Below are 11332 nucleotides of genomic sequence, written 5' to 3' on the forward strand. Positions count from 1 at the left end.
GTGCCGCCGCATCCTGGATGCGGCGGCAGATATCTCACGCTTTCGAATAATCGATCAGCGAAAGCCGGGCGCCGAACGGGTCGGTGATCGTCGCCATGCGGCCGACGCCGGGGACGGTTGTCGCGTCCGAAGCGATCTTGGCACCGGCGGCGTGCGCCTTTTCGAGCCGTGCATCGACGTCGTCGACGGTGACGTATACGGTCCAGCCATTGTTGCCCGGCATCGGCGAGAAGCCGCCGACCGGAGCTTCGCCGACGACAATGGCGTTGTAGGACGAACCGTCCTGCATCGGCATGTCGTTGACGGTCCAGCCCAGCGTGTCCTCGTAGAACTTGCGGGCAGCGGCTGGGTCGGAGCCCGAATGTTCGAGCCAGCTCGGCGCGCCGTGGGTTTTCATCGGGTCGTGTGTCATGGTCGTCTCCTTGTTGCGCGGGCGCTGTCGTCCCGCATGTGGCCAAGGACGCAGAACCGGCCGGGAAACGGACACAGGGTCAGATCAAGGCGCGCAACGTCGCGATCTTGTCTTCGAGATATGCCTTTTCAGGGCGGGTTGGCGATAGCGCAAGCGCAGCGCCGCACGCGGCAATGGCGCCGGAAAAATCCCCCGCCTGTTCGAGCAATCCGGCCCTGACCGCGTGGTACGGACGGTATTTCGCGAGGTCCTCGGCCACGGGGTCGAGCATGGCGAGCCCAGCGGCGGGGCCATCGACTTTGGCCCGCGCTACGGCGTGGTTGAGCGCAACGATTGCGCTCGGGGCAATGAGCGTGAGGGCGGCGTAAAGCGCGTCGATCTCGCGCCAGTCGGTGTCTTCCGCACGCGCAGCTTTGCAATGGACCGCGGCAATGGCGGCCTGCACCTGCAATGGGCCGGGCTTGCCCTTCCGCAGCGCCTTTTCAACCAGCGCACGGCCCTCGGCGATCATGATCGCGTTCCAAAGCGACCGGTCCTGATCCTCGAGCATGACGAGCCTGCCGTCCGGGCCGATACGCGCCGGCGTACGGGCGTGCTGGAGGAGGCAAAGCGCCAAAAGGCCCATCAATTCGCCCTGCGCGGGGAAAAGGCGCAGAAGCAGCCGCGCGAGGCGTATGGCCTCGTCGCAGAGCGTCCGGCGGATGTGGTCCTCGCCGCCACTGGCGGCATAGCCTTCGTTGAACATGAGGTAGATCATGGTCTGGACGGCGTCGAGGCGCGCGGCGCGTTCGGTGCGCGAAGGCGGTTCGAGCCGTGCCGCGACCGCGGCGGCCTTGCGCTTGGCCCGCGAGATGCGGCGCTGCATGGTGTCGGGCGTCACAACGAAGGCGCGGGCGATTTCCTCGAGCGAGAAGCCCGCGACCACCTTGAGCGCGAGGGCAAGCTGTTCATGCGGCCTGAGGTCCGCGTGGCAGCACATGAACATCAGTTGCAGCACGTCGTCGCGATATTGCGCGCGGTCGATGGCTTCGGCCATCTCGGCTTCGTGGTGACCGTCGGGCTTTTGTGCGTCAAGCGCGTCTTCGGCGCTGACGGGCGCTATGCGGCGGGTTCGGCGGTGCCGGTCGATGCCCGCATTGCGCGCCACGCGGATGAGCCAGGCCAACGGATCGGCGGGCTGGCCGTCGTGTTCCCAGCGCTCGGCGGCCTTGAGGCATGCGTCCTGATAGAGGTCTTCGGCCAGGTCGAGATCGCGGAAGCTCCGCATGAGCGCGGCGAGGGCCTGTGGCCGGCAGTCAGTGAAAATCGCGGCTGTGATACCTCGCGGGTGCATGGATCAGAGCCCGCCGGACCATTTGACCGGACGGACTTCCATAAAGGCAATGCCCTGGGGCAGGGCCTTGGCGGCATCGAGAGCATCGTCCATGGTTTCGCATTCGACGAGGTAAAAGCCGAGGAACTGCTCCTTGGATTCGGCGAAGGGGCCGTCGAGCAGCATGGTGCCCGCGCCCCTGTCGGCAACGGTCATCGCTGTCGAGGGCGGCATGAGCTGGATAGCGCCGCGATACATGCCTTTCGCTTCGAGGTCCGCCTGAAGCGTGCTGTGGACGTCGAGAATGGCGTCGCGCTCGGCCTCGGGCAGCCGCTCGACGACGCCTTCGGCACCGAAAATCATTATGGCGTAAAGCATGTCTCTCCTTCCTGGCTCCACCTTTGCAAGGACGTTTCGCGCAGGGGAAAACGGACACTCTTGCGCGCGGCGCTCGCGAGCCAGCGAGCATAACATCGTAGAAGGCCGCCGCCAGCGGCAAGTCAGCGCGTTTGTTGACATAAAGATTTCTTTATGTCTTTGTGCCGGCCTGATGATCACCTAAATAGGGCGCTCATGCGGATCGCGCATAGCCGGAGCTTAACCTTCGGTAGGGTATGCAATGCGCGGACGGATTTTTCGGAGAGAGAACCATGGCAGACACGCGTACGGCGCAGGAGTACGAGGAGATCCTTGCGAGCCTCCAGAAGGCCGCTTCGGAGCGCATCCTGATGCTCGATGGCGCCATGGGGACGATGATCCAGCGGCTCAAGCTGGGCGAAGAGGATTTCCGGGGCGACAGGTTCCAGGATTGGGACAAGCCGCTCCAGGGCAATAACGACCTCCTCTGCATCACCCAGGCCAAGGCCATCGAGGATATCCATTTTGCCTACGCGATGGCGGGGGCGGATATTCTCGAAACCAACACGTTTTCGGGCACGACCATCGCGCAGGCCGACTATGCCGCCGAGGCGCTTGCCTATGAGATCAACGTCGCGGGTGCCCAAGCCGCGCGTAAGGCAGCGATCCGCGCCGAGGCGGCGGATGGGCGGCGGCGCTATGTCGCCGGTGCGGTGGGACCGACCAACCGGACGGCTTCGATTTCGCCCGACGTCAACAATCCGGGCTTCCGCGCGGTGACCTTCGACCAACTCCGCATCGCCTATGCCGAGCAGATCGAGGGGCTGATCGATGGTGGGTCGGACCTTCTGCTCATCGAGACGATCTTCGATACGCTCAACGCCAAAGCGGCGGTCTTTGCGGCCGAGGAGGTGTTCCATAAGCGCGGTATCCGTCTGCCGCTGATGATCTCGGGGACGATCACCGACCTTTCGGGGCGTACGCTTTCGGGGCAGACGCCGACGGCATTCTGGTATTCGCTAAAGCACGCCAGGCCCTTCACCTTCGGGCTCAACTGTGCGCTCGGGGCCAATGCGATGCGGGCGCATGTTTCCGAGATTTCGGAGATCGCAGATGCGCTCATCTGCACCTATCCCAATGCCGGGCTGCCCAACGAATTCGGGGAATACGACGAGAGCCCGGAGTTCATGGCCCGCCAGATCGAGGGCTTTGCGCAAGAGGGTTTGCTGAACGTGGTCGGTGGATGCTGCGGCACGACGCCCGACCATATCGCGGCGATTGCCGAGGCGGTGTCGATATATCCCCCGCGCGTGCCGCCCAAGCCCGAACCGCGCCTGCGGCTTTCCGGGCTCGAGCCGTTCACGCTCACCGACGACATTCCCTTCGTCAATGTGGGCGAGCGGACGAACGTCACCGGCTCTGCGAAGTTCCGCAAGCTGATCACGGCTGGCGATTATACGACGGCGCTCGAAGTGGCGCTCGCGCAGGTCGAGAACGGCGCGCAGGTCATCGACATCAATATGGACGAGGGCCTGATCGACTCCGAAAAGGTGATGGTCGAATACCTCAATTTGATCGCGTCCGAACCCGACATCGCCAAGGTACCGGTCATGGTCGACTCCTCGAAATGGGAGGTGATCGAAGCCGGGCTCAAATGCATCCAGGGCAAGGCGATCGTCAATTCGATCTCCATGAAGGAGGGCGAGGAGAAGTTCCGCGAGCAGGCGCGGCTGTGCAAGCTCTATGGCGCGGCGGTCGTGGTCATGGCGTTCGACGAGACCGGGCAGGCCGATACCAAGGAGCGCAAGGTCGAGATCTGTACGCGGGCCTATCGCATTCTCGTCGATGAGGTCGGGTTTCCGCCCGAGGACATCATTTTCGATCCCAACATCTTCGCTGTCGCCACGGGCATCGAGGAGCACGACAATTACGGTGTCGACTTCATCGAAGCGACCCGCGAGATCACCGAAACGCTGCCCTATGTGCATGTTTCGGGCGGTGTCTCGAACCTCTCCTTCTCGTTCCGCGGCAACGAGACCGTGCGCGAGGCGATGCATGCGGTGTTCCTCTACCACGCCATCAAGGCGGGGATGGATATGGGCATCGTCAATGCCGGGCAACTCGCGGTCTACGAATCCATCGACCCCGAATTGCGCGAGGCGTGCGAGGATGTCGTTCTCAACCGCCGGTCCGATGCGACCGAGCGGATGCTGGACCTCGCCGAGCGCTATAAGGGGCAGACGCGCGAAGCCAAGGCGAAAGACCTTTCCTGGCGCGAAAAACCGGTCAACGAACGGATTTCGCACGCGCTCGTCAACGGCATCACCGAATATATCGAAGAGGATACCGAAGAGGCGCGCCAGCAGGCCGAAAAGCCGCTGCATGTGATCGAAGGCCCACTGATGGACGGGATGAACATCGTCGGTGAGCTCTTCGGGGCAGGCAAGATGTTTCTGCCGCAGGTGGTGAAATCCGCGCGCGTGATGAAGCAGGCGGTGGCCTATCTTTTGCCTTTCATGGAGCAGGAGGCCGACGGCAAGCAGCGCAGCGCCGGCAAGGTGCTAATGGCCACGGTCAAGGGCGACGTGCACGATATCGGCAAGAACATCGTGGGCGTCGTTTTGGCGTGCAACAATTACGAGATCATCGATCTGGGCGTCATGGTGCCGACCCAGAAGATTTTGGAGACCGCGCGCGAGCAGAACGTCGACGTGATCGGGCTTTCCGGGCTCATCACGCCCTCGCTCGATGAGATGGTGCACGTGGCGGCCGAAATGGAGCGCGAAGGCTTCGACATTCCGCTCCTGATCGGCGGGGCGACGACGAGCCGCGTTCATACGGCGGTGAAGATCCACCCGAAATATTCGCGAGGTGCGACGATCCACGTCAAGGATGCGTCGCTGGCGGTGAACGTCGTTTCCAAGCTCCTCTCGAAAGAGGCGGCGAACGACTACGTCAAGACGATTGCGCAGGAATATGAAGGGGTCGCGGCCAAGCACCGGAAGTCCGAGGCCGACAAGACGCGCATGCCGCTTTCGGTCGCGCGCGCGAATGCGTTCAAGGCCGATTTTTCGTCGTACGCGCCCAAGGCGCCGTCCTTCCTCGGCACCAGGGTGTTCGACGACTGGGACCTTGGCGAGTTGGCGCACTATATCGACTGGACGCCGTTCTTCCAGGCCTGGGAGTTCAAGGGTGTTTATCCGAAGATTCTCGAAGACGAAAAACAGGGCGAGGCCGCGCGGCAGCTTTTCGCCGATGCCAAGGCGATGCTCGATCGAATCATTGCCGAAAAATGGTTCACCCCCAAGGCGGTCGTCGGGTTCTGGCCGGCCAATCGCGACGGGGATGACGTGAAGCTCTTTACCGGCGAGGACCGGAGCGCGGAGCTGGCGCGGTTCTTTACCCTGCGCCAGCAGCTGACGAAGTCCGGCGACAAGCCCAATATTGCGCTTGCGGACTTCATGGCGCCGGAGGGCACGCCCGATTACGTCGGAGGCTTCTGCGTCACCGCCGGGTTCGAGGAGATCGAAATCGCCGACAGGTTCGACGAGGAGAACGACAACTATTCCTCAATCCTCGTTAAGGCATTGGCCGACCGGTTCGCTGAGGCGCTGGCCGAGAGGATGCACGAGAAGGTGCGCAAGGAACTCTGGGGCTATGCTGCGGACGAAACCTTCGCTCCCGACGAGTTGATCGCGGAACCCTATAAGGGGATCCGTCCCGCGCCCGGCTACCCCGCCCAGCCGGATCATACCGAAAAGACGACGCTCTTCGCGCTGCTCGAAGCCGAGGAGAAGATCGGCGTCAAGCTTACCGAGAGCTACGCCATGTGGCCGGGCTCGTCGGTCTCCGGGCTCTACTTCGCGCATCCCGAGAGCTATTATTTCGGCGTCGCGAAGGTCGAGCGGGACCAGGTCGAGGATTATGCCCGGCGCAAGGGTATGGCCGTCGCGGAGGTTGAGCGGTGGCTGGGGCCCGTGCTCAACTACGTGCCGGGCGACGAAAAGGCCGCTGGGTAACAAACGGAAGCCAAGTCATTGATTTGGATCAAAGACTTGGTGGCCCGGCGCAGCGACAATCACGGCGAACCTATAAAAAGGAGCCGTGAAGTGCCTGCTGATTCTGTTTGGATTGTTATTGGTATTGTTGCCGCTTTCGGTGCGCTGGGCCTGGCTTTGGCCTTTGTCGACCTGACCGCGAGCGCCAAAGCGATAACCTATGAGGAAGAGCAAAGCCGGCGGAAGCGGTAAAGGCGCTGGTCCATTCCAGCTTTGATCACTTTTTGTTCTTTTTGGGGTAGCCATTCGCGCTGCAATCTGTAGGCTGTGAGGAACGCAATGACTTGAACTGGGAGAAACATCATGCGTTCCACGATTGCAGTTCTGGGCGCCGCGGCGCTTGTGGGGATGACGGCGACGGCGAGCTTCGGGCAGGTCGTGGTATCCTCGAAGATCGATACCGAGGGCGGGGTCCTCGGCAACATCATCTATCAGATGCTCGAGGCCAACGAGATTCCCGTCGAGGACCGCATACAGCTTGGCGGGACACCCATCGTGCGCGAGGCAATCACCTCGGGGCAGATCGACATCTATCCCGAATATACCGGGAATGCCGCGTTCTTTTTCAATCAGGCCGACGAGCCGATCTGGAACGATGCGAACGCCGGTTATGAGCGCGCGGCCGAACTCGATTACGAGGCCAACAACATCGTCTGGCTGACACCTGCACCGGCCAACAACACATGGGCGATTGCCGTGCGCTCGGAAGTCGCTGAGGAAAACGGACTCGAAACGCTCTCGGATTTCGGCGAATACATTGCAGGCGGCGGGGAGATCATCCTTGCGGCGTCGAGCGAGTTCGTGACCTCGCCGGCGGCACTTCCCGCGTTCCAGGACGCATATGGGTTCGAGCTTGCGTCCGATCAGCTCATCACGCTTTCCGGCGGCGACACCGCGGCGACGATTGCGGCCGCGGCACGGCAGACCTCTGGTGCCAACGCGGCCATGGTCTACGGCACCGACGGCGGTATTGCGCCGTCCGGCTTGGTCGTGATGGAAGACGACAAGGGCGTACAGCCGGTTTATCTGCCCGCGCCGATCATCCGCGAAGAAGTGCTTAGCGAATACCCTGCCATCGAAGAAATTCTCGCACCGGTTTTCGAGTCCCTCTCGCTTGAAACGCTGCAGGAGCTCAACGGTCGCGTGCAGGTCGGAGGCGAGCCTGCCGGTGTGGTAGCGGAGGATTACCTCACCTCCAACGGGTTCCTCTAAGGGTCCGGATCGGTACGATCTTACTTGAGCATAAGCTTTAACAGGCCCTAGGCTCAGCGCATTTGATCGATTCGGGGACGTCTCAGCCATGAGCCTTATGACCGGACACGCCGGACGGTTTCCCGTTTCGATGATCACGCTCGACAAGCTCGGTGTCGTTACGACGCTCATCGCGCTTGCCGGGCTGTTTTTCCAACCTTTCATGATTTTCCGAGCTAACCGGATCGTTCTGGGCGATCCGTTGATGCTTTGGCAGGCATTGCCGTCGGTTCTCTGGGGAGCGACGCTCGCGGTCATCCTTGCGGGCGTCGTGGTGACGCTGGTGCGGACGCCGCGCGTGCTTCGGCTCGCCACGGGTATCGCGGTTCTGGCATTGCTTGCGGTGGTGGTGGGGTTTTCGGCGTCCCATCTCACCCCTGAGCAGGATAGATTCGCGCGTGTTTCTCCCGGTGGCGGGTTCTGGATCCTTATTTTCGCGTTCGCGCTTTCGGTTACCGACAGCGTGGCGCGGCTCAAGCTTGGGCCGTTGCCGCGTGTCCTTGCGCTGATCGCTGTCGGGCTGGCGCTCGCGGCGATTCTTTATTCCGGGCTTTGGAACGACTTGTCCATTCTCAAGGAATATGCCGGCCGCGCCGACAGCTTCTGGCAGCAGGTCGAGGTGCACTTGTTGCTCGCGCTGGGTTCGATGGCCACTGCCGCGCTTGTCGGCATTCCGCTGGGGATCGCGTGCTACCGCGTTCCGCCCGTCCGCGCAGCGATCCTCAACGTTCTTAACATCGTTCAGACGATCCCTTCGATGGCCATGTTCGGGCTTTTGATCGCACCAATGGCCTGGGTGGGGGCGCATATCCCCGGCGCGGCGGAGCTCGGGATTGGCGGCATCGGTGTGGCGCCGGCCTTTCTGGCGCTCTTTGCCTATTCGCTGTTGCCGGTGGTCTCGAACACCGTGGTGGGGCTCGATACGGTTCCGCGCGAACCCAACGACGCGGCGCGCGGCATGGGGATGACGGATCTGCAGCGCATGGTGCGGATCGAAATGCCGCTGGCGTTCCCGGTCATCCTCACCGGTATCCGTATCGTGCTCGTCCAGAATATCGGGCTCACCGTGATTGCCGGACTGATCGGCGGTGGCGGGCTCGGCACATTCGTTTTTCAGGGCATCAGCCAAACGGCGATGGACCTCGTTCTGCTCGGGGCCATCCCGGCGGTCGCGATGGCGTTCGCGGCTGCCATCATCCTCGATGCGGGCGTCGAGTTGAGCCGTCCCAATGGGACAGGAGCGCAAAGATGATCGAGATTGAAGGTCTCACCAAGGTCTATGACGCCACGACCGTCGTGGATAGCGTTTCGCTTTCAATCGAAGCGGGGGAAGTTGCCGCTGTCGTCGGCACCTCGGGGTCTGGCAAGACGACCCTTCTGCGCATGATCAACCGGCTGGTCGAGCCAACCTCGGGCACCGTGAGGATAGAGGGCCGTGACAATCGCGAGGTCGCGCCTTACGAGTTGCGCCGCCATATTGGCTACGCCATTCAGGGGCACGGGCTGTTTCCGCATCATACGGTCGCGCGCAATATCGGCACGGTGCCCAAGCTGCTCGGCTGGGACAAGCAGCGGATCTCGGCGCGGGTCGACGAGCTGCTCGAACTCTTCCAGCTCGATCCCGCGCATTTCCGGGACCGTATGCCGCACGAACTCTCGGGCGGACAGAAGCAGCGCGTGGGTGTTGCACGCGCGTTGGCGGCCGGGCCGTCGCTGCTTCTGATGGACGAACCTTTCGGCGCGCTCGATCCGATCATCCGCGCCAAGGCGCAGGACGATCTTCTCGACATCCAGCGCCGATTGGGGACCACCATCGTGCTCGTCACGCACGACATGGATGAAGCGATCAAGTTGGGGAACCGGATCGCGGTGATGGATGAGGGTAAGCTGCTCCAGTACGCGCGGCCGCAAGATATCATCGCCGAACCTGCCACAGATTTCGTTGAGGCGCTCCTGGCGAGCGGCGAGCGCGCGTTCCGTATGCTCTCGCTCACCAAGGTCGGCAAGCTCGTCGAACCGGGCGCGGCCGAGGGCGAGCCGATCGCGGATACAGCCTCGTTGCGCGAAGCCTATGCGCTGCTCCTCTGGACGCGGCGCGATGCGTTGCCCGTAACGCGGGATGGCGCAGTGATCGGCAGGGTCACGCGCGCGGCGCTCGACGACCAAGCGGCGGCGCCGCAATGAGGTGGGCGCTCGTTATCCGGCTCGTCGTTCTGGCGCTTCTGGTCACGTTCATCATGGCGCCGGAAACGTTCGCGCCGGTTTTTGCGCCGCTCACGCAGTTCGATGCGCCGCCGATCTATACCCAAAGCGCAATCCTCGACCTGACGATCAGCCATCTCGCGCTTGTCGGTGCGGCGACATTGGCGGCGACCGTCCTCGCGGTCGGGCTGGCCATTCTGGTGACGCGGCCGCTGGGCGCGGAATTCCTGCCGCTCTCGCGCTCGCTCGCCAATATCGGGCAAACCTTCCCGCCGGTTGCCGTCCTCGCGCTGGCGGTCCCGGCAATGGGCTTTGGCGCCGGGCCGACGCTTGTCGCGCTCTTCCTCTATGGCCTTCTGCCGATTTTCGAGAACGCGCTGACGGGGCTCGAAAGCCTTTCGCCTTCGGTCCGCGAGGCGGCGCGCGGAAGCGGGATGACGGGGCTGCAGCGGCTCGTGCGGGTCGAGTTGCCGCTGGCTTTTCCGGTCATTCTCGCTGGGATACGGCTTTCCGTCGTCATTTCGCTTTCGACTGCCACCATCGGTTCGACGGTCGCGGCGAAGACGCTGGGCGAGGTGATTATCGCGGGGCTCTTGTCCAACAACACGGCGTTCGTGCTGCAAGGCGGACTCGTCGTCGGCGCGCTCGCGGTGCTGATCTATGACGGGTTCGTCGCGATTGAAAAAGTCGCCGCACGGCGGATGGGGCAGAGCGTGCCGGGTGCGGCATAGAGCGCTTTTCGACACAGCCGAATCCTTGGCACTTCCTGTCCCGTCATCCGCGCGCTGCTGGATCACCCGAATAAATCGGGTGATGACGGGGTGGAGAGGGACGCGCGGCGGGAACAGATGGCGCTCTAAGCGACTTCCAGAACGTCCACGGCCTGGGAGGTCTCGTGTCCACCGGCGCTGCGCAATACGCCGACGATGGGGCTCACATCGGCATAGTCCCGGCCATAGCCGATGACGATGTGGTCCTGACCTGCGCGCATGGCGTTGGTGGGGTCGAACTCGATCCAGCCGGCCTCGCGTCCGCACCAGACGGCCACCCACGCGTGCATGGCGTCCGCGCCCTCGAGCCTGGGCCGGCCCTTGGGCGGAATGGTGCGCAAGAAGCCCGAGACGTAACCTGCGGGAACGCCCAATCCGCGCAGTCCCGCGATCATGATATGCGCGAAGTCCTGGCACACGCCCCGGCGCAACTCGAACGCTTCGGAAAGCGCGGTATCGACCCTGGTCGCGTTGTCATCATAGGCGAAATCGGCATGGATGCGCAGGCAGAGGTCCATGGCGATCTCGCGCACGGTGCGCGCCGTGTGGAGGCTCTGCCGCGCGTATGCGGTGACGCTGGGCTCCAGAGCAATTCGCGGGCTCGCGGCCAGGAAATGATGGGGTGAGGTTGCACCCATATGCCGGCATTGCGCGATGTCCGAATTGAGCGTTCCCAGATCCGGCGTGAGGTCGATGTCGTCATCCGTCCGCTCGACATCGACGCGTGCGGTCATGGTGATCTCGAGATCGTCATGCGCAGCGCGGTAAGCGAGCGCGGTGACACGGGTGCCGAAGAAATCGGTGAACTCGGTATGCTCGGAGGGCGATGGCGTCACCTTGAGCGAAGAGGCGATGACGCGCTGGATACCCGGCAGCGTGCGCGGGAAAACGCGCACATGGTGCCGCCCGCCGGAGACCGGCGCATCGTACTGATAATCGAGGGTCAGCTTGACGTCGTAGAGCATATCGT

General features: G+C 63.0%; 10 protein-coding genes. 6 read left to right on the forward strand and 4 right to left on the reverse strand.

The annotated features are described in order from the left end of the window. Positions 1-34 precede the first annotated feature (34 nt). The 3 genes from LG281_RS16245 to LG281_RS16255 form a co-directional block, all read right to left on the reverse strand. Positions 35-412: a VOC family protein gene (locus LG281_RS16245; RefSeq protein ID WP_404402525.1), complete on the reverse strand. Its 378-nt coding sequence runs from the start codon at positions 410-412 to the stop codon at positions 35-37. Positions 413-491: 79 nt separating this feature from the next. Continuing rightward, positions 492-1745 (reverse strand): RNA polymerase sigma factor, encoded by a 1254-nt coding sequence (locus LG281_RS16250; protein WP_404402527.1) that lies wholly within the window; start codon positions 1743-1745, stop codon positions 492-494. A gap of 3 nt (positions 1746-1748) precedes the next feature. Further along, positions 1749-2102 (reverse strand): YciI family protein, encoded by a 354-nt coding sequence (locus LG281_RS16255; protein WP_404402529.1) that lies wholly within the window; start codon positions 2100-2102, stop codon positions 1749-1751. 272 nt (positions 2103-2374) lie between these two features. Between LG281_RS16255 and metH the strand changes: the two genes are divergently transcribed. The 6 genes from metH to LG281_RS16285 all read left to right on the forward strand — a co-directional run bounded on the left by metH (position 2375) and on the right by LG281_RS16285 (position 10323). Further along, on the forward strand, positions 2375-6100 hold the full coding sequence (gene metH, locus LG281_RS16260) for a methionine synthase (protein WP_404402531.1): 3726 nt from the start codon (positions 2375-2377) through the stop codon (positions 6098-6100). Between the two features lie 18 nt (positions 6101-6118). Further along, positions 6119-6331 carry a hypothetical protein gene (locus LG281_RS16265; RefSeq protein ID WP_404402533.1) on the forward strand — a complete coding sequence of 71 codons (213 nt, stop codon included), beginning with the start codon at positions 6119-6121 and terminating at the stop codon, positions 6329-6331. 156 nt (positions 6332-6487) lie between these two features. Then, a complete protein-coding gene (locus tag LG281_RS16270) occupies positions 6488-7351 on the forward strand; it encodes an ABC transporter substrate-binding protein (RefSeq protein ID WP_404406798.1) in 864 nt (287 codons plus the stop codon). Between the two features lie 97 nt (positions 7352-7448). Beyond that, the gene (locus tag LG281_RS16275; protein ID WP_404406800.1) at positions 7449-8642 is read left to right on the forward strand and encodes an ABC transporter permease; all 1194 of its coding nucleotides are present in this window, start codon (positions 7449-7451) and stop codon (positions 8640-8642) included. Beyond that, positions 8639-9574, forward strand: coding sequence for an ABC transporter ATP-binding protein (locus tag LG281_RS16280; protein ID WP_404402535.1), 936 nt, complete (start codon positions 8639-8641; stop codon positions 9572-9574). The genes LG281_RS16275 and LG281_RS16280 overlap by 4 nt, the downstream gene beginning before the upstream one ends. Beyond that, a complete protein-coding gene (locus LG281_RS16285) occupies positions 9571-10323 on the forward strand; it encodes an ABC transporter permease (RefSeq protein ID WP_404402537.1) in 753 nt (250 codons plus the stop codon). The genes LG281_RS16280 and LG281_RS16285 overlap by 4 nt, the downstream gene beginning before the upstream one ends. A gap of 125 nt (positions 10324-10448) precedes the next feature. On the opposite strand, the gene LG281_RS16290 is transcribed toward LG281_RS16285, so the two are convergent. Further along, positions 10449-11327, reverse strand: a complete 879-nt coding sequence (locus tag LG281_RS16290; RefSeq protein WP_404402539.1) for a transglutaminase N-terminal domain-containing protein — start codon at positions 11325-11327, stop codon at positions 10449-10451. Positions 11328-11332 lie beyond the last annotated feature (5 nt).

The sequence above is a fragment of the Pelagibacterium halotolerans genome, assembly GCF_044811015.1.
Classification (GTDB): Bacteria; Pseudomonadota; Alphaproteobacteria; order Rhizobiales; family Devosiaceae; genus Pelagibacterium; species Pelagibacterium halotolerans_A.

What these genes read in the sequence shown, in the direction of transcription:
- LG281_RS16245 (WP_404402525.1), bottom strand. Translation starts at nt 412, where the DNA reads ATGACACACGACCCGATGAAAACCCACGGCGCGCCGAGCTGGCTCGAA.
- LG281_RS16280 (WP_404402535.1), top strand. Translation starts at nt 8,639, where the DNA reads ATGATCGAGATTGAAGGTCTCACCAAGGTCTATGACGCCACGACCGTC.
- LG281_RS16255 (WP_404402529.1), bottom strand. Translation starts at nt 2,102, where the DNA reads ATGCTTTACGCCATAATGATTTTCGGTGCCGAAGGCGTCGTCGAGCGG.
- LG281_RS16275 (WP_404406800.1), top strand. Translation starts at nt 7,449, where the DNA reads ATGACCGGACACGCCGGACGGTTTCCCGTTTCGATGATCACGCTCGAC.
- LG281_RS16290 (WP_404402539.1), bottom strand. Translation starts at nt 11,327, where the DNA reads ATGCTCTACGACGTCAAGCTGACCCTCGATTATCAGTACGATGCGCCG.
- LG281_RS16285 (WP_404402537.1), top strand. Translation starts at nt 9,571, where the DNA reads ATGAGGTGGGCGCTCGTTATCCGGCTCGTCGTTCTGGCGCTTCTGGTC.
- LG281_RS16250 (WP_404402527.1), bottom strand. Translation starts at nt 1,745, where the DNA reads ATGCACCCGCGAGGTATCACAGCCGCGATTTTCACTGACTGCCGGCCA.
- metH (WP_404402531.1), top strand. Translation starts at nt 2,375, where the DNA reads ATGGCAGACACGCGTACGGCGCAGGAGTACGAGGAGATCCTTGCGAGC.
- LG281_RS16270 (WP_404406798.1), top strand. Translation starts at nt 6,488, where the DNA reads ATGACGGCGACGGCGAGCTTCGGGCAGGTCGTGGTATCCTCGAAGATC.